This window comes from Stutzerimonas sp. C6.4V (assembly GCF_058536345.1).
The window spans coordinates 2,673,321-2,689,219 of record NZ_JBZUBM010000001.1; the positions used below are offsets into that span (position 1 = coordinate 2,673,321).

Annotated in this window: 17 protein-coding genes; 9 read left to right on the forward strand and 8 right to left on the reverse strand. The window is 62.6% G+C overall.

Annotation, left to right across the window (positions count from 1 at the left end; all coding sequences use genetic code 11):
* Positions 1-45: 45 nt before the first annotated feature.
* The 7 genes from AC4LFW_RS12495 to AC4LFW_RS12525 form a co-directional block, all read right to left on the reverse strand.
* Positions 46-1,311, reverse strand: coding sequence for an Hsp70 family protein (locus AC4LFW_RS12495; protein WP_491819386.1), 1,266 nt, complete (start codon positions 1,309-1,311; stop codon positions 46-48).
* A gap of 121 nt (positions 1,312-1,432) precedes the next feature.
* On the reverse strand, positions 1,433-2,779 hold the full coding sequence (locus AC4LFW_RS12500) for a spinster family MFS transporter (RefSeq protein ID WP_491819387.1): 1,347 nt from the start codon (positions 2,777-2,779) through the stop codon (positions 1,433-1,435).
* A gap of 100 nt (positions 2,780-2,879) precedes the next feature.
* Positions 2,880-3,680, reverse strand: a complete 801-nt coding sequence (locus AC4LFW_RS12505; protein ID WP_491819388.1) for a hydroxypyruvate isomerase family protein — start codon at positions 3,678-3,680, stop codon at positions 2,880-2,882.
* The gene (locus tag AC4LFW_RS12510; RefSeq protein ID WP_491819390.1) at positions 3,677-4,564 is read right to left on the reverse strand and encodes an NAD(P)-dependent oxidoreductase; all 888 of its coding nucleotides are present in this window, start codon (positions 4,562-4,564) and stop codon (positions 3,677-3,679) included. The genes AC4LFW_RS12505 and AC4LFW_RS12510 overlap by 4 nt, the downstream gene beginning before the upstream one ends.
* A gap of 68 nt (positions 4,565-4,632) precedes the next feature.
* Positions 4,633-4,956, reverse strand: a complete 324-nt coding sequence (locus AC4LFW_RS12515) for a protealysin inhibitor emfourin (RefSeq protein WP_491819391.1) — start codon at positions 4,954-4,956, stop codon at positions 4,633-4,635.
* A 9-nt stretch (positions 4,957-4,965) separates the two neighbouring features.
* On the reverse strand, positions 4,966-6,021 hold the full coding sequence (locus AC4LFW_RS12520; RefSeq protein ID WP_491819393.1) for a M4 family metallopeptidase: 1,056 nt from the start codon (positions 6,019-6,021) through the stop codon (positions 4,966-4,968).
* Positions 6,022-6,136: 115 nt separating this feature from the next.
* A complete protein-coding gene (locus AC4LFW_RS12525; protein WP_491819394.1) occupies positions 6,137-6,469 on the reverse strand; it encodes a hypothetical protein in 333 nt (110 codons plus the stop codon).
* A 212-nt stretch (positions 6,470-6,681) separates the two neighbouring features.
* On the opposite strand from AC4LFW_RS12525, the gene AC4LFW_RS12530 reads away from it, so the two are divergent.
* From AC4LFW_RS12530 to phnE (AC4LFW_RS12545), 4 genes are all read left to right on the forward strand, one after another.
* Complete coding sequence (locus AC4LFW_RS12530; protein WP_491819395.1) at positions 6,682-7,533, forward strand: putative selenate ABC transporter substrate-binding protein; 852 nt, start codon at positions 6,682-6,684, stop codon at positions 7,531-7,533.
* Positions 7,534-7,609: 76 nt separating this feature from the next.
* Positions 7,610-8,458: a phosphonate ABC transporter ATP-binding protein gene (locus AC4LFW_RS12535; RefSeq protein ID WP_491819396.1), complete on the forward strand. Its 849-nt coding sequence runs from the start codon at positions 7,610-7,612 to the stop codon at positions 8,456-8,458.
* The gene (gene phnE, locus AC4LFW_RS12540; RefSeq protein WP_491819397.1) at positions 8,452-9,285 is read left to right on the forward strand and encodes a phosphonate ABC transporter, permease protein PhnE; all 834 of its coding nucleotides are present in this window, start codon (positions 8,452-8,454) and stop codon (positions 9,283-9,285) included. Before AC4LFW_RS12535 ends, phnE (AC4LFW_RS12540) begins: the two co-directional genes overlap by 7 nt.
* Complete coding sequence (phnE, locus tag AC4LFW_RS12545) at positions 9,282-10,049, forward strand: phosphonate ABC transporter, permease protein PhnE (protein WP_491819399.1); 768 nt, start codon at positions 9,282-9,284, stop codon at positions 10,047-10,049. Before phnE (AC4LFW_RS12540) ends, phnE (AC4LFW_RS12545) begins: the two co-directional genes overlap by 4 nt.
* A gap of 13 nt (positions 10,050-10,062) precedes the next feature.
* On the opposite strand, the gene AC4LFW_RS12550 is transcribed toward phnE (AC4LFW_RS12545), so the two are convergent.
* Positions 10,063-10,380 carry a DUF2288 domain-containing protein gene (locus AC4LFW_RS12550; RefSeq protein ID WP_491819400.1) on the reverse strand — a complete coding sequence of 106 codons (318 nt, stop codon included), beginning with the start codon at positions 10,378-10,380 and terminating at the stop codon, positions 10,063-10,065.
* A 200-nt stretch (positions 10,381-10,580) separates the two neighbouring features.
* On the opposite strand from AC4LFW_RS12550, the gene AC4LFW_RS12555 reads away from it, so the two are divergent.
* The 5 genes from AC4LFW_RS12555 (at position 10,581) to AC4LFW_RS12575 (ending at position 15,761) form a co-directional block, all read left to right on the forward strand.
* Complete coding sequence (locus tag AC4LFW_RS12555; protein WP_491819401.1) at positions 10,581-11,699, forward strand: branched-chain amino acid ABC transporter substrate-binding protein; 1,119 nt, start codon at positions 10,581-10,583, stop codon at positions 11,697-11,699.
* A 417-nt stretch (positions 11,700-12,116) separates the two neighbouring features.
* Positions 12,117-13,040, forward strand: a complete 924-nt coding sequence (gene livH, locus AC4LFW_RS12560) for a high-affinity branched-chain amino acid ABC transporter permease LivH (protein WP_045425061.1) — start codon at positions 12,117-12,119, stop codon at positions 13,038-13,040.
* Positions 13,037-14,293 carry a high-affinity branched-chain amino acid ABC transporter permease LivM gene (locus AC4LFW_RS12565; protein ID WP_491819403.1) on the forward strand — a complete coding sequence of 419 codons (1,257 nt, stop codon included), beginning with the start codon at positions 13,037-13,039 and terminating at the stop codon, positions 14,291-14,293. Before livH ends, AC4LFW_RS12565 begins: the two co-directional genes overlap by 4 nt.
* Positions 14,290-15,057, forward strand: coding sequence for a high-affinity branched-chain amino acid ABC transporter ATP-binding protein LivG (livG, locus tag AC4LFW_RS12570; RefSeq protein WP_491819404.1), 768 nt, complete (start codon positions 14,290-14,292; stop codon positions 15,055-15,057). Before AC4LFW_RS12565 ends, livG begins: the two co-directional genes overlap by 4 nt.
* Before the next feature lie 2 nt (positions 15,058-15,059).
* Positions 15,060-15,761: an ABC transporter ATP-binding protein gene (locus AC4LFW_RS12575; protein ID WP_491819405.1), complete on the forward strand. Its 702-nt coding sequence runs from the start codon at positions 15,060-15,062 to the stop codon at positions 15,759-15,761.
* Positions 15,762-15,899: the final 138 nt, after the last annotated feature.

Consider the following 15,899-nt stretch of genomic DNA (forward strand, 5'->3'; position numbering starts at 1 on the left):
GTTCAGGCCCGCTGCCCCGCTCGCATAGCAGGCATTACGGGCAATTCAACCGTAGCGCTTGCGCGCCTCGATGGCCAGGCCACTGCCGATGCTGCCGAAACGGCTGCCTTCGACGTGACGTGCCCGCGGCAGCAAGGCGGCGACGCTCTGGCGCAACGCCGGTATCGCACTGGACCCACCGGTGAAGAACACCGTGTCGATGTCGTCATGCTTGAGCCCGGCAGCCGCTAGCAATTGACTGACATTGGTGCGGATTCGTTCGAGCAGCGGTTCGATCGCCGTTTCGAATAGCGGACGTGTGAGTGTCGCTTCGAGGCCTGTTTCGATTCGTGCAAAGTCGATCAGGTAGCGCTCATGCTCGGTCAGTTCGATCTTGCCCTGCTCCACCTGCATGGCCAGCCAGTGCCCGGCGCGCTGCTCGATCAGGCTGAACAACCGGTCGATGCCGGTAGGGTCCTGGATGTCGTAGCGCATGCTCTGCAGCGCACGCAGCGAAGCCGGAGCGTATACCGCGTTGATGGTGTGCCAGGTGGCGAGGTTGAGATGTGTGCTGGTGGGCATCGGCGCATCGCTCTTCATTCGGCTGCCATAACCGAACAGCGGCATCACGCCCTGAAGACTGAGCTGCTTGTCGAAATCAGTACCGCCGATATGCACGCCCGAAGTGGCGAGGATGTCCTCCTGCCGGTCATCGATGGCGCGGCGATCCGGCGACAGCCTTACCAGCGAGAAGTCCGAGGTACCACCGCCGATGTCCACGATCAGCACGCGCTCTTCCCGCTCGATGCGCGACTCGTAATCGAACGCCGCGGCAATGGGCTCGTACTGGAAAGAGACGTCCTTGAAGCCGATCCTGTTGGCCGCTGCGGCGAGGGTGTTCGCTGCCTCCCTGTCCGCGTCCGGATCGTCATCAACGAAAAACACCGGGCGGCCCAGCACCACCTCCTCGAACGAGCGTCCGGCCTGCTCTTCGGCGCGCTTTTTCAGCGTACCGAGAAACAGCGCGAGGATTTCCTTGAACGGCATGGCGCCGCCGAGCACGGTCGTCTCACTCTTGAGCAGCTTGGACCCCAGCAGGCTTTTCAGCGAGCGCATCAGCCGCCCTTCGTAACCTTCCAGGTATTCGGCAAGGGCAAGGCGGCCGTACACCGGGCGGCGTTCTTCGGCGTTGAAGAACACCACAGAAGGCAAGGTGTGCTGGTCGCCTTCGAGCTCCAGCAGCGGTTCGGCATCAGGCCGCCACCAGCCGACCGTGGAATTGGAGGTACCGAAATCGACGCCGCAGGCGCGGGCGGGAGGCAAGGTGTGCATGAGCGATCCGGACTACGAAAAACGGCCGCGCAGTTTATGCGAGCCGGCCGGCAATTGCAGGCCAATCGTCGCCCCGTCGGGTTCGAGTGACGGGACGACGGCGGGCGTCACAACGGCCGGGTCAGGCCAGTGACGGCTCGCCAGCCGCAGCGGAGTCCGTCATGCCATCGGTCATGCGCTTGGAGTCGTGGCAGAAGGTACGTGATGCCTGGAACAGAAAGACCATCGTCAACAGCAGGGAAGCGGGGATCAGGTACATCGCACCGTGCAAGCCTTCGGCGCGGAACGCTTCGCTCATCTCGCTGGCCCCGGCTGCAAGCATCGCTGCCTCGGCGAAATGGTCCGACAGCAGTCCCACTACCACCGTGCCCATGCCGCCGCCAAGCAGGTAGAGACCCGCGAAGAACAGCGCCATGGCGGTGGCGCGCAGGCGCGGCTCGACCACGTCCTGAATTGCCGTGTAGACGCATGTGTAGAAGTTGTACGAAAACAGCCAGCCGATACTGAAGATCGCCACGAACACCCCGACCTCGATGCGTCCGGCGAGCAGCGCATAACCCGTCGCTAGCGTCGCGATGGCCATGCTCACGGCAGCGAAGATCAGCCGGCCGCGGGCAAAGCGCTGATGGATCTGATCGGCGATCCAACCGCCAAGGGTCAGGCCGATCAGACCGGTGAGCCCGACAATCACCCCGGTGGCGATCGACGCCTCTACCAGCGGCACCGCGTGATAGCGCATCAGCAGCGGCACCATGAAGGCGTTGCAGGCATAGGTGGCAAAGTTGAAAGCCAGCCCGGCGAGCACCAGCCACCAGAAGGTGCGGATCGCGAACACCTTGCGAATGGGTTGTTCTACACGCGCCTGCGATACCTTGACGGTTTCCGCCGCGCCACGCTGGGGCTCGCGGATGAAGAATATGAACAGCGCCAGTATCAGCCCCGGCACTGCAGCGATGAAGAACGGCGCACGCCAGCTACCGAAATACTGCACCATCGAGCCGATGGTGAAAAAGGCCAGCAGCAGACCCAGCGGCAGACCCAGCATGAAGATACCCATCGCCCTGGCACGCTTGTGAGCCGGGAACAGGTCGCCGATGAGGGAGTTCGCTGCCGGCGCATAGCTGGCCTCGCCAATGCCTATACCCATGCGCACCAGCAGAAAGGTCCAGAAATTCCAGGCCAGGCCGTTGACTGCCGTCAGGCCGCTCCAGACGGTCAGTCCCCAGCCCATGATCTTGCGCCGCGAGCCGATGTCGGCCATGCGTCCCAGCGGCACCCCGGCGATCGCATAAATAATGGTGAAGGCAGTGCCGATGAGCCCCAGCTGGAAGTCGTTCAGATCCCACTCCAGGCGAATCGGCTCGGCGATGATCGCCGGGATGGTGCGGTCGAAGAAGTTGAACAGGTTGGCCAGAAACAGCAGAAACAGGACGCGCCAGGCGTTCGCGGCTTGGGTGGATGGCTGCATGACGTCGCTCTCGAATTATTGTTATGGGCCGACCAAGCCGGCGCTTTCAAGATTGACTCTAGAGCCCCTTCACGCGTCTGTCTGTCAACATCATCCCCGCTTATGCCGGGCAATGGCGCAAGCGCTGTTTCCATTCGGCCAGCCAGCCGAGGCTCGCTTCGGTGCCGGTATCGCCAGGGCGATACTCGGCGGACAGCCAGCCGTCATAGCCCGTCACCCGCAATGCGTCGATCAGCCTGTCGAATGACACACTCCCGCTGCCTGGCGCACCGCGCCCGGGACAATCGGCGAACTGCACGTGACCGACGCGCGAACCCAGGAGGCGGATCCCAGCGGCCACGTCGAGCCCCTGGCGCGCCATGTGATACAGATCGAGCTGGGCCTGGCAGTTGGGGTGGTCGACCCGCTCCAGCAAGGCCTGCAGATGCTCCGGGGTATTGATCAGAAAGCCCGGCATATCCAGCGGGTTGATCGCTTCGCACACCACGCGTATCCCCAGCAGGCCAAAGGCCTCGGCGCTGGTGCGCAGGTTGCCCGCCAGGGTTTCCAGCGCCTGCTCACGCGCGACGCCATCCGCCAGTCGCCCCGGCAGCACGTTGACATGCCGGGGCCGGACCATTGCCGCGTAGGACAGCGCCTCCTGTAACGCAGCGTCAAACGCCTCCTGGCGGGCCGGCACGGCGGCCAGCCCTGGCCCACCGTGCATGAAGTCACCCGCCGGCAGGTTCATCAGCACCAGCGGCACGCCGGCCCGCTCGAGCAATTCCTTCAAGCGGATCGCCGGCAGTTCGTAGGGAAACTGGATTTCGACGCCCTCGAATCCGGCAACCCGAGCCGCCATGATGCGCTCGGCCAACGGCAGTTCGCTGAACAGCATGGACAGATTGGCCGCGATCTTCATTGCTTTTGCTCCCGGTGCAGTTGCACCAACGTGGCGGGGTCCTGTTCGAGATGCCCCTGGCTGCCATGCAGGCGCATCAGTTGGGCGGCGAGGCCGGTCATCGGCGTTGCACTGCCTTCTTCGCGGGACAGCTGCACCGCTGTGTCGAGATCCTTCAGTAGCGTCCGCACGTGCCATTTCACCGGTTCGAACTCACTGCTGGCCATCTGCGGGGCAAGAATCTGCAACGGTCTGGAATCGGCGAATCCACCTGCCAGTGCCGGCGCGATGAGGCTGGCATCGACCCCGGACCGCTCGGCCAGGGCCACCACTTCGGCGATGACCAGCGCGTTGCAGGCGACGATCATCTGGTTGCAGGCCTTGGTCACCTGGCCTGCTCCCACTGCCCCCATGTGCGTCAGGCGCTGCCCAAGATGCATCAGGATCGGCCGTACCCGCTCGACATCCTCGACCCGCCCGCCGGCCATGATCGCCAGGCTCCCGGCCTCTGCACCAGCGGTGCCGCCCGAGACCGGCGCATCGACCCAGCGCATACCTGAGCGTGACTCCAGTTCGGCAGCCATCGCCCTTGTAGCGGAGGGCTCGAGGCTGGAGTGGTCCACCAGCAGCTGCCCGGCTCTTGCGCCCTCGACAATGCCGCCCGAACCGAAGACCACCTCTCGCACCACCGCGGTATCGGCCAGGCACAGCAACAGAATATCGGCCCCGGCGCACAGCTCGGCCGGGCTGCCAGCCTGACGCGCGCCAGCCTCTACCAGCGCCGCACACTTGTCCGACGAGCGATTCCAGACAGTCAACGGGAAACCTGCCGCAAGCAGTCGATGACACATGCGCAGGCCCATCAGGCCGATGCCGGCGAAGGCGATTGAAGGCAAATCGGACATGATCGGGTTCCTTGAGAGCACGGGGTGACGATTCTAGCCCTGCGAGGGCGTGGCTGAGCAAGGCACCCTCAGAGCAACTCGCCCTTGTCCCAGAGCCGCACCAGTTCTCCCGGTGCCTGCGCCTCGGGAATCTGCAGGATCATTTCATCGGTCCCTTCGTTCTGCCGGTAGCGCAGCTCGATCTGGTAATAGCGTTCGTCGGCCTGTACGGCTTTCGATTGCGCCAGTGGCAGGCAGCCTTCCAGTACAGAGCAGATCTGCCCGCGTTGCTGCTCGTCGCAGCTGGCAAAACTGATCTCACGAGGTCGACTCAAGGCCTGCATGGCAACGAACCCGCCCTGCCTGGACAGGCGGACGGTCGCGTCATCACCCAGTGTCGGTAGCTTTTCCATGACAGCTCCTCAGTGCCTCAAAACACCAACGTCGGCCCACGCCTGCTGCACCGCCCTCGCCTCGCTGCCCGGACCAAAGCGCGTCGCCGCATTTTCCATCGTCAGCTGGGCGAACCCCGCGAAGTCCGCATCGTTGGCCAGTCGCCAATCACAGAGCGTGTCGTACCAGATGCGCCCGGCCTTTTCCCAGGCATAACCACCCATGGCCAGCGCAGCGAGATAGAACGCACGGTTGGGGATGCCGGAATTCAGGTGCACACCACCGTTGTCATCACGGGTTTCGATGAAGTCCCGCATGTGACCGGGCTGGGGATCCTTACCCAACAGGGGATCGTCATAGGCGCTGCCCGGGTTGGCCATCGAGCGCAGCGCGTGCCCCTGTACCCTGTCGGTCAACAGCTCGGCACCGATCAGCCAGTCCGCCTGGTCCGCTGTCTGACGGAGGCTGTATTGCTGCACCAGTACGCCAAAGACATCGGAGATCGACTCGTTCAGTGCGCCGGACTGGTTGTGATAGACCAGGCCTGCCTCGCTCTCGATCACCCCATGGGCCAGCTCGTGCGCCACCACGTTCAGCGACAGGGTGAAGCGATTGAAAATGTCCCCGTCGCCATCGCCAAAGACCATCTGGGCGCCGTTCCAAAAGGCATTTTCGTAGCCGACGCCGTAATGCACCGTGCCCACCAACGGGAAGCCGTGACGGTCAATGGAGTCTCGGCCGAATATCTCCCAGAAAAACGCATGGGTGATACCCAGCGCGTCGTAGGCCTCGTCAACCGCAGCGTCCGCTACCGGCGGCTGCCCCTCGATGCGCGCCAGGGCACCGGGCAGCAGCATCTGGTGCCCCGCGTCGTGAATGCTGCGGCGCGGTACACCCGGCAAACCGCGTTCCGGGATCACGCCGACGACAGGTTGGCGATTCGGAGGGCCCGGGTTGGGCAACAGGCTGCTGACGTGGCTCAGCGTACCCAGCGCCCGCTCACGCTGCGTTTGCGAGCCGTGGTCGATGATCCGGCTGAGAATGTATGGCGGTATGAAACCCTGGCGCATGGATGGATCGTACATGAATCCCCCTCGGTCACCTGGATGCCTGTCAGGCATCCATGCACGTCTGAGTCGGTCTCAGCGGGAGCGTTCTCGTCTGGAGACGAATTTGTTTCGCGAACAGCTGGAATGCCGGTTACGCGCTGCCCACGCCGTCATTGGCGGCAGGGGGCTGCTCTGCGAGCCGGCATTCGCGTTCGAGGCTTTCGATTGCCTGGTCGAGCTGCTTGATACACAGGTCGATGACCATCTGCCGGAGGGCGTCTGGCCAGTCATGGTCGGTAACCGGCTCCACCATATCGAGAAAGCCGGAGTATCCGATCAGCATCCCATGCCTGACCCTCAGCGTCTCACCCGCCGAGAGTATCGTCACCGGATCGCGAGATATGATCTGCGCACCCGCGGCCAGCAGTTTATCGATGTGTGTGCGAAGCGCGTGGAGGGTGCGTTTCTCTTGCCGCCATTCCATAGCATTAAGCCATCATCCGTGAGGGCGGCGATTCTAGTTAACCGAGACCCGGATCACAAAAGGATTTATCGCCGCAGGCCAAGCGTAGTGCCAGCTCTGTGGATACCTGCGCCCGCGCGCCCGCGCTCCGCCCTGCAAAGCAACTTGCCCAGGCGCACCCCGAAGCCTCTATAATCCGCGCGCTTTTTCCGCTATTGAACCGGAGAACCACAATGTTGAAGCGCACCCTGGCAGCCTTTACCGGCCTTGCCCTTTCGTTGTCTATTGCTACTACCCATGCCGCCGATACTCTTCGCGTCTCGGCCATTCCTGACGAAGCCCCGACCGAACTGATCCGCAAGTTCGAACCGCTGGGCAAATACCTCGAAAAGGAACTGGGCATGCCGGTGAAATTCACGCCGGTCTCGGATTATGCCGCCGTGGTTGAATCACTGGCCGCTGATCGCCTCGACCTGGCCTGGCTGGGCGGCTTCACCTTTGTCCAGACCCGCCTGAAGACCGGTGATGCGATTCCGCTGGTGCAGCGTGAGCAGGACGAGAAGTTCACCAGCAAATTCATCACCGCCGACCCCGAGGTGAAAACGCTACAGGACCTCAAGGGCAAGACCTTTGCCTTTGGCTCCGTATCGTCCACTTCCGGCAGCCTGATGCCACGCTATTTCATGCTGCGTGATGGCATCGACCCCGAGCAGTTCTTCAAGCGCATCGCCTACTCCGGCGCCCATGACGCCACGGCCGCCTGGGTCGAGGCCGGGAAAGCCGACGCCGGCGTGCTCAACGCTTCGGTCTGGGAAAAGCTGGTTGCCGCCGGCAAGGTCGACACAGACAAGGTGCGGGTGATTTCCACAACCCCACCTTATTACGACTACAACTGGACCGTGCGCGGCGATCTGGACCCGACGCTGGTCGAGAAGATCAAGACGGCGTTCCTTGAACTTGACCCGAAGAATCCGGAACACAAGAAGATCCTCGATCTCCAGGCGGCCACGCGCTTCATCGAGACACGTCCGGAAAATTACGAAGGCATCGAGGAAGCCGCGCGCGCCGCTGGCCTGTTGAAGTGAGCCCGGCCGGCAGGTCGCCGCACCCCTGCGGACCGCTCGGGCAACGCCAGGCGAGCACGCTTGAATGAGCGTGTCGATGCTCTCTTCAAGCCCGCGCATCTCGCTAACAAACCAGACCGAACCGGCCCTGAGCCTGTTCGGCGTGAGCTACTGCCATGCCAATGGTCACGTCGCGCTGCGCGATGTTGAACTGCAGATCGCGAAAGGCGAGCGGGTTGCGCTCATCGGCCCGTCCGGCGCGGGCAAAACCACCTTGTTGCGCTTGCTCGCCACGCACTTGCAGCCGAGCACAGGTACATTCGAACTGCTCGGCTGCCAGCCCTGGACGCTGTCAGTCAGTGCCCGACAGAAGCTGCGTGGTCGCATCGGCCTGATTCATCAGGCACCGCCGCTGCCACCTCGACAACGCGTCATCACCGCGGTACTGGCCGGGCGTCTGGGACAGTGGTCGCTGGGCCGCAGCCTGCTCAGCCTGATCTACCCACTGGACAAGAAGGGCGCGGCCGAGGTGCTGGGCAAGCTGGATCTGGCAGGCAAACTCTTCGAGCGCTGCGATCAGTTGTCCGGTGGTCAGTTGCAGCGCGTCGGTATTGCCCGCGCGCTGTATCAGAACCCGACGCTTATGCTGGCGGATGAACCCGTCTCGGCCATGGACCCGGTGCTGGCGGCCTACTCACTGAACGTACTGAACCGCGAAGCGACTGATGGCCAGGCCACGCTTGTAGCCAGCCTGCATGCGGTCGAGCTGGCACTGGAACATTTCCCTCGGGTGATCGCGGTACGCGACGGGCGAATCCTGTTCGATAAGGCCTCAGAAGCAGTGACATCGGCTGAACTCGATGCGCTCTACGCCAACGACCAGCTGCAAGGCGTCGCCCCCTTCCAGCCATCGTCGGGCCAGAGCCTGCATATCCCGCGATGCTGAACCCCGCCCTCCCCCAGCGCGACCCTGCTGCGCGCTCACGCCTGTTGCTGACACTGGTAGCGCTGGCTCTGCTTTGGCCTGGGCTGTCAGTGAGCGAGCTGGATCTGGGCGTGTTCTTCGACGGCAGCAACGCCGAGACCATGGCTACCTTCCTCGGAGCGTTCTGGCCACCGGCGCATGACGGGGACTTCCTGCATCTGCTGTGGCGCGCGACGCTGGAGACCCTTGCCATCGCCACGGCGGGGATGGCCTTGGCACTGGCAGTCGCCCTTCCCTGCGCCCTGCTGGCGACGCGCGCGCTGTCAATTTCGGCACTCAGCCGCGGCGGTCGGCCACACTGGTGGTCACAGGCCGTTCGCTGGCCAGTGAGGGGCCTGCTGATCCTGTTGCGCAGCGTGCCGGAGATCGTCTGGGCGCTGCTGTTCGTGCGCGCTGTCGGCCTCGGGCCCACCGCCGGCGTGCTGGCCATCGCCATTACCTACGCCGGCATGCTCGGCAAGGTCTATGCGGAGATATTCGAGTCGGTCGACCCGCTGCCGACGCGCGCGCTGATCGGCGCGGGGGGGTCGAGGCTGCAGGCCTTTGCCTACGGCGTGCTGCCGCAGGCCACGGGCGAGATGCTGTCCTACACCGTCTATCGCTGGGAGTGCGCCATCCGCGCCTCGGTCGTCATGGGTTTTGTCGGCGCGGGCGGCCTGGGACAGCAGATGGACCTGTCGATCCGCATGTTTGCCGGCGGCGAGGTAGCAAGCATGCTGCTGACCTTCCTGCTGCTGGTGCTACTGGCCGACCTGCTCAGCCAGTTGCTGCGCAGGAGGTTCGTGTGAGGGCGATCTCGCGCTATGCGCTTCCTCTGCTGCTGGTCATGGCCGTCATCGGCTCGTTCGCCTATTTGCAACTCGAAGCCAGCGCCCTGTTCAGCCCCGAGGGCATCGCGCAGATGGGCGGCTATGCCCTGGGCTTTCTCGAACCCGATCTCTCCTCGCCACATTTGAACGCCATCGCCTTCGGCGCGCTGGAAACATTGGCGATGTCCGCCATCGGCACCCTGCTGGCGGCGCTGCTCGGGCTGTTGCTGGCCTTGCCGGCTGCCGGCCGCTTCGGCTCCTTAGGCAAGGCACTCTCACGGCTGATGCTCAATGCCTTGCGGGCAATCCCCGAACTGGTCTGGGCGGCGCTGATGGTCCTGGCTGCCGGTCTCGGACCCAATGCAGGCACCCTTGCCCTCGCTTTGCACACAGCGGGCGTGCTTGGGCGTCTGTTCGCAGAGGCCTTGGAAAACACGCCGAACGCTCCTAGCGAGGCGCTGCGACTGGCCGGCTGCGGACGGGTCAGCGCGTTCTGCTACGGCACCCTTCCAATGCTCTGGCCGCAATTGGTGGCCTATACGCTGTATCGCTGGGAAAACAACATTCGCATGGCCAGCGTGCTCGGCTTCGTCGGGGCCGGCGGCCTGGGCCAGATGCTCTACATGAGCCTCAGCCTGTTCCAGGAAGCCCAGGCCTCAACCGTCATCCTTGCCATGTTGCTGATGGTGCTCGTGGTGGATGCGCTCAGCGGCTGGGCACGCCAGCGCTGGGTCCGCAGCTAGCGACTGACTTCATTCAGTGCAGGCTGGGCTTGTCTGCCCTTTCCTGCACCAGTACCCAGGGCGCAACGACAACAGCCCAAAGTGACGGGTCACGCTCGAGCCAGTCCTGCGCTTCGTCGGCTTCCAGCTTGCCGATATGGCCTTTTGCCAGCCACCGAGCTACTGTTTCCCGGTCATCCAGAGCGACGGCTTGAGCCGCTTCGATCAGATCGAAATCTCCGGCCACCCGCAACAGGGCGCCACGAGCGAAGAACGGTTGCAGCTCCTGCCAGGTAATCGAAGCCGTTTCGCCCAGCAGCTTGGCATAGAGAGTGCTTGAATCTTCGCTCATGAGGTTCACCCGGTCTGGAAAGGGCGCAATGATAGCGCCCGGGTAAATCTCATCAACCGGATGGAATTCCTGACTGTGCAAACAGGTGCTGACGCTTCTACACTGTGCCGGTACAGTTGCCGTACCGTTTGGGGACGTTTAGCCCTTAACGACACTGCAGCCCGCAGGATCCAAACAATAATGATGCAAGTGGAGCAGATATGAAGACCAAGCAGCGTCTTTCCAAACTATTCATGGCTATCGCTTTGACGGGTGCAGCGAGCTATACGCTGGCCGCCGACAACATCAAGATCGGCTTGGCCGGCCCGGTAACGGGGGCTGTCGCGCAGTACGGGGACATGCAATTCATCGGTGCCCAAATGGCCATCGAACAGATCAACAAAGACGGGGGCGTCAACGGTCAGCAGCTTGAAGGTATCGTCTATGACGACGCCTGCGACCCAAAGCAGGCCGTGGCGGTTGCCAACAAGATCGTCAACGATGAAGTCAGTTTCGTGGTTGGCCATCTGTGCTCCAGTTCCACCCAGCCGGCGTCCGACATTTATGAAGACGAAGGCATCCTGATGATCACCGCGGCGTCCACCAGCCCGGACATCACGTCTCGCGGCTATGAGCTGATCTTCCGCACGATCGGCCTGGACAGCCTGCAGGGTCCGACCGCCGGCAATTTCATTGCCGATAACATCAAGCCGAAAAACGTCGCGGTCATCCACGACAAGCAGCAGTACGGCGAAGGCATCGCCACTGCCGTCAAGGAAACCCTGGAGAAAAAGGGCGTCAAGGTTGGCCTGTTCGAAGGCATCAACGCCGGCGACAAGGACTTCTCCTCGATGATTTCCAAGCTCAAGCAGGAAAACGTCGATTTCGTCTACTACGGCGGCTACCACCCGGAACTGGGTCTGCTGCTGCGTCAGGCCAAGGAAAAGGGCCTGAACGTCCGCTTCATGGGCCCGGAAGGCGTCGGCAACAAGGAAATCTCTGCGATCGCCGGCCCGGCTTCCGAAGGCCTGCTGGTCACCCTGCCGAAGTCCTTCGACCAGGATCCGCGCAACCAGAAGCTGGTCGACGCGTTCAAGGCCAAGAACCAGGACCCGAGCGGCCCGTTCGTGTTCCCGGCCTATGCCGCCGTTCAGGTCATTGCCGAGGGCATCGAGAAGGCCGGCAGCACCGACACCGCCAAGGTGGCCGAAGCGCTGCGCAGCAACACCTTCGACACTCCGACCGGCAACCTCTCGTTCGATGAGAAAGGTGACCTGAAAGACTTCAACTTCGTGGTTTACGAATGGCACCAGGACGGCACCAAGACCGAAGCCAAGTGAGCCTATAACTACCCAACCGAAGCCCACGGCATCCGCTGTGGGCTTTGTTTTAGCTGATCGGGGCCAACCCGGCCACAAGCATGGGACGCCCCAGCAACATCTTCAACCAAGCGAGTGGCCTGCACAGCTGGCCCGCCTCGAATCTGGCCTGTGCGTGATCCGCACCTGGCCCTTGGCGCTGCATTCTCCGTGCCGCGTGTTCGAAGCAGGTCCGCATTGCCGGTCGAGCAGGTCGTAGAAACACCCTGGCAAGCAGGCAGAGAACGACAAAGCAACCACAGAAGGCGCAGTACTGGAGCTCGGCATGAGCACGTTCCAGACACCCAGACAAGGTTGTTTTCGAGAATTAATGCCTGCGCAGCTGATAGGTCTTTCCGCAGCGTGCTAGCACCGGTTGCAGGTGTTCAGGAGAATGTAATGCCTGAGCTTTACCACTACTTCCAGCAGCTGATCAACGGCCTGACCGTCGGCAGCACCTATGCCTTGATAGCCATCGGTTACACCATGGTCTACGGCATCATCGGCATGATCAACTTCGCCCATGGCGAGGTGTACATGATCGGGTCGTATGTCACCTTCATTGCCATCGTCGGCCTGACCATGATGGGGCTCGATTCGCTGCCCATCCTCATGATCGGTGCCTTCGCGGCGGCCATGATCGTTACCAGCGCCTACGGCTACAGCATCGAGCGGGTAGCCTACCGGCCGCTGCGCGGCAGCAATCGACTGATCCCGTTGATCTCAGCGATCGGTATGTCGATCTTCCTGCAGAACGTCGTCCTGCTGTCCCAGGATTCCAAGGACAAGGCAATCCCCAACCTGATGCCAGGCAATTTCATCTTTGGTGAAAGCGCCATGAACGGCGTGGTGATCTCCTACATGCAGGTGCTGATCTTCGTCGTCACCATCATCGCCATGATGGGTCTGACCCTGTTCATCTCCCGCTCCCGCCTGGGCCGCGCCTGCCGTGCATGCGCCGAAGACCTGAAGATGGCCAACCTGCTGGGTATCAATACCAACAGCATCATCGCCCTGACCTTCGTCATCGGCGCTGCGCTGGCAGCCGTGGCGGCCGTGCTGATCAGCATGCAGTACGGCGTGATCAACCCGCACATTGGCTTCCTGGCCGGCATCAAGGCGTTCACTGCCGCAGTTCTTGGTGGTATTGGCAGCATCCCGGGCGCCATGCTCGGTGGCCTGGTACTGGGCGTTGCCGAAGCCTTTGGTGCCGATATCTTTGGTGATCAATACAAGGACGTGGTCGCGTTCAGCCTGCTGGTACTGGTGCTGCTGTTCCGCCCGACCGGCATCCTCGGCCGTCCGGAGGTTGAAAAGGTATGACTCGCAATCTGCGCACCGCCTTTTTCAGTGCGTTGCTGGTATTCGCCGTGGCGGTACCGGTGTTCGGCCTGAAACTCACCACCGTCGGCATTCGACTCGAAGTACACGGCAGCGACGCCCAGACCTTCTGGATCATCGCGGCCTGTGCGGTTGCCATGTTCTTCTGGCAGCTGTTCCGTCACCACGCGGCGGCCGGCTGGGCTGCAAGTCCCAACCTGCCGAGCATACCGGCGGGAGCGGGCAACTTTCTGACCCTGCCGTCGACCCAGCGCTACATCATCATCGGCCTGATCCTACTGGCGCTGGTGTGGCCATTCTTTGGCTCGCGCGGCGCGGTGGACATCGCCACGCTGATCCTGATCTACGTGATGCTCGGCCTGGGCCTGAACATCGTGGTCGGCCTGGCTGGCCTGCTGGACCTGGGTTATGTCGGCTTCTACGCCGTTGGTGCCTACACCTACGCCATGCTCTCGCATTACTACGGGATCGGCTTCTGGGTTGCGCTGCCGATAGCCGGAGCCATGGCCGCGCTGTTCGGCTTCCTGCTCGGCTTTCCGGTGCTACGCCTGCGCGGGGATTACCTGGCCATCGTGACCCTGGGCTTCGGCGAGATCATCCGCTTGCTGCTGCGTAACATGACCGACCTTACCGGCGGCCCCAACGGCATCAGCGGCATCGAAAAACCGACGCTGTTCGGGCTTTCGTTCGACCGCCGCGCCGCCGAAGGCATGCAGACTTTCCACGAATTCTTCGGGTTGGACTATCAATCCATCAACAAGGTGATCTTCCTCTACCTGATCGCCGTGCTGCTGGTGCTGCTGACCCTGTTCGTGATCAACCGGCTGCTGCGCATGCCCATCGGCCGGGCCTGGGAGGCCTTGCGGGAAGACGAGATCGCCTGCCGTGCGCTGGGCATGAACCCCACCGTGATCAAGCTTTCGGCCTTCACCCTGGGCGCGACCTTTGCCGGTTTCGCCGGTAGCTTTTTTGCCGCACGCCAGGGACTGGTATCTCCGGAATCGTTCACCTTCATCGAATCGGCCATCATCCTCGCCATCGTGGTGCTGGGCGGCATGGGCTCGCAATTGGGGGTGATTCTCGCCGCCATCGTGATGATCCTGCTGCCTGAACTGATGCGCGAGTTCAGCGAGTACCGCATGCTGATGTTCGGCGCCCTGATGGTGCTGATGATGATCTGGCGTCCGCAGGGCCTGCTGCCCATGCAACGCCCCCACCTGGAGCTGAAGCGATGAGCCGCCCGATTCTCGAAGTAAGCGGCCTGACCATGCGCTTCGGCGGCCTCTTGGCCGTCAACGGGGTAGGCCTGACCGTACACGACAAGCAAGTAGTCTCCATGATCGGCCCCAACGGTGCCGGCAAGACCACGGTATTCAACTGCCTGACCGGCTTCTACCAGCCCACCGACGGCACGATCCTGCTCGACGGCGAAGCGATCCAGGGCCTGCCCGGCCACAAGATCGCCCGCAAGGGCGTGGTGCGGACGTTCCAGAACGTCCGCCTGTTCAAGGACATGACCGCAGTGGAGAACCTGCTGGTGGCTCAGCACCGGCATCTGAACACCAACTTCCTGTCCGGCCTGCTGAAGACCAAGGCGTTTCGCAAGAGCGAGCACGAAGCGATGGATTTCGCCGCGCACTGGCTCGAGCAGGTCAACCTGACCGATATCGCCAACCGCCCTGCAGGCACCCTCGCCTACGGCCAGCAACGCCGCCTGGAGATCGCCCGCTGCATGATGACGCGCCCGCGCATCCTCATGCTCGACGAGCCGGCCGCCGGTCTGAACCCGAAGGAAACCGAAGACCTGAAAGCACTGATCGGCATGCTGCGCGATACCCATGGCGTCACGGTGCTGTTGATCGAGCACGACATGAAGCTGGTCATGAGCATTTCCGACCATATCGTGGTGATCAACCAGGGATGTCCGCTGGCTGACGGCACGCCGGAGCAGATTCGTGACAATCCGGACGTGATCAAAGCCTATCTGGGGGAGGCGTAACCATGCTGTATTTCGAAAACGTCTCGACCTTTTACGGCAAGATCCAGGCACTGCATAACGTCAACGTCGAAGTCCGCAAGGGTGAGATCGTGACCCTGATCGGTGCCAACGGCGCCGGCAAGTCCACCCTGCTGATGACGCTCTGCGGTACGCCCATGGCCTCCGAAGGCAGCATCCGCTTCGAAGGCGAGGAGCTGGTCGGCAAGCAGACCTTCGACATCATGCGCAAGGACATTGCCGTGGTGCCCGAAGGGCGGCGCATCTTCGCTCGGCTGACGGTCGAGGAAAACCTGGCCATGGGCGGGTTCTTCACCAGCAAGGCGGACTTCCAGGAGCAGCTGGACAAGGCCTTGTCCCTGTTTCCGCGCCTGAAGGAGCGCTTCCATCAGCGCGGCGGCACCATGTCCGGCGGTGAGCAGCAGATGCTCGCCATTGCCCGGGCATTGATGAGCAAGCCCAAGCTGCTGCTGCTCGACGAACCGTCGCTGGGGCTGGCGCCGATCATCATTCAGCAGATCTTCGACATCATCGAGCAGCTGCGTGAGGACGGCGTGACCATCTTTCTGGTCGAGCAGAACGCCAACCAGGCGCTCAAGCTGGCCGACCGCGCCTATGTGCTGGAGAACGGCCACATCGTCATGCAGGGAAGCGGTGAAGAGTTGCTGGTCAACCCCAAGGTTCGCGACGCCTACCTGGGCGGCTGAATCGAGGCAAGCGAAGGAGCCGGGCAATTGCCCGGCTTTTTCATGCGCGCACGGAAGGAATGACAAGTTCGCAGTGAGCCTTTAAGGTGCTGCCTGCGTATCGCGTCTTACCGTGAAGCCCCTGGATCAGCAGACAGG

What these genes read in the sequence shown, in the direction of transcription:
- AC4LFW_RS12495 (WP_491819386.1), bottom strand. Translation starts at nt 1,311, where the DNA reads ATGCACACCTTGCCTCCCGCCCGCGCCTGCGGCGTCGATTTCGGTACC.
- AC4LFW_RS12500 (WP_491819387.1), bottom strand. Translation starts at nt 2,779, where the DNA reads ATGCAGCCATCCACCCAAGCCGCGAACGCCTGGCGCGTCCTGTTTCTG.
- AC4LFW_RS12505 (WP_491819388.1), bottom strand. Translation starts at nt 3,680, where the DNA reads ATGAAGATCGCGGCCAATCTGTCCATGCTGTTCAGCGAACTGCCGTTG.
- AC4LFW_RS12510 (WP_491819390.1), bottom strand. Translation starts at nt 4,564, where the DNA reads ATGTCCGATTTGCCTTCAATCGCCTTCGCCGGCATCGGCCTGATGGGC.
- AC4LFW_RS12515 (WP_491819391.1), bottom strand. Translation starts at nt 4,956, where the DNA reads ATGGAAAAGCTACCGACACTGGGTGATGACGCGACCGTCCGCCTGTCC.
- AC4LFW_RS12520 (WP_491819393.1), bottom strand. Translation starts at nt 6,021, where the DNA reads ATGTACGATCCATCCATGCGCCAGGGTTTCATACCGCCATACATTCTC.
- AC4LFW_RS12525 (WP_491819394.1), bottom strand. Translation starts at nt 6,469, where the DNA reads ATGGAATGGCGGCAAGAGAAACGCACCCTCCACGCGCTTCGCACACAC.
- AC4LFW_RS12530 (WP_491819395.1), top strand. Translation starts at nt 6,682, where the DNA reads ATGTTGAAGCGCACCCTGGCAGCCTTTACCGGCCTTGCCCTTTCGTTG.
- AC4LFW_RS12535 (WP_491819396.1), top strand. Translation starts at nt 7,610, where the DNA reads ATGCTCTCTTCAAGCCCGCGCATCTCGCTAACAAACCAGACCGAACCG.
- phnE (WP_491819397.1), top strand. Translation starts at nt 8,452, where the DNA reads ATGCTGAACCCCGCCCTCCCCCAGCGCGACCCTGCTGCGCGCTCACGC.
- AC4LFW_RS12550 (WP_491819400.1), bottom strand. Translation starts at nt 10,380, where the DNA reads ATGAGCGAAGATTCAAGCACTCTCTATGCCAAGCTGCTGGGCGAAACG.
- AC4LFW_RS12555 (WP_491819401.1), top strand. Translation starts at nt 10,581, where the DNA reads ATGAAGACCAAGCAGCGTCTTTCCAAACTATTCATGGCTATCGCTTTG.
- livH (WP_045425061.1), top strand. Translation starts at nt 12,117, where the DNA reads ATGCCTGAGCTTTACCACTACTTCCAGCAGCTGATCAACGGCCTGACC.
- AC4LFW_RS12565 (WP_491819403.1), top strand. Translation starts at nt 13,037, where the DNA reads ATGACTCGCAATCTGCGCACCGCCTTTTTCAGTGCGTTGCTGGTATTC.
- livG (WP_491819404.1), top strand. Translation starts at nt 14,290, where the DNA reads ATGAGCCGCCCGATTCTCGAAGTAAGCGGCCTGACCATGCGCTTCGGC.
- AC4LFW_RS12575 (WP_491819405.1), top strand. Translation starts at nt 15,060, where the DNA reads ATGCTGTATTTCGAAAACGTCTCGACCTTTTACGGCAAGATCCAGGCA.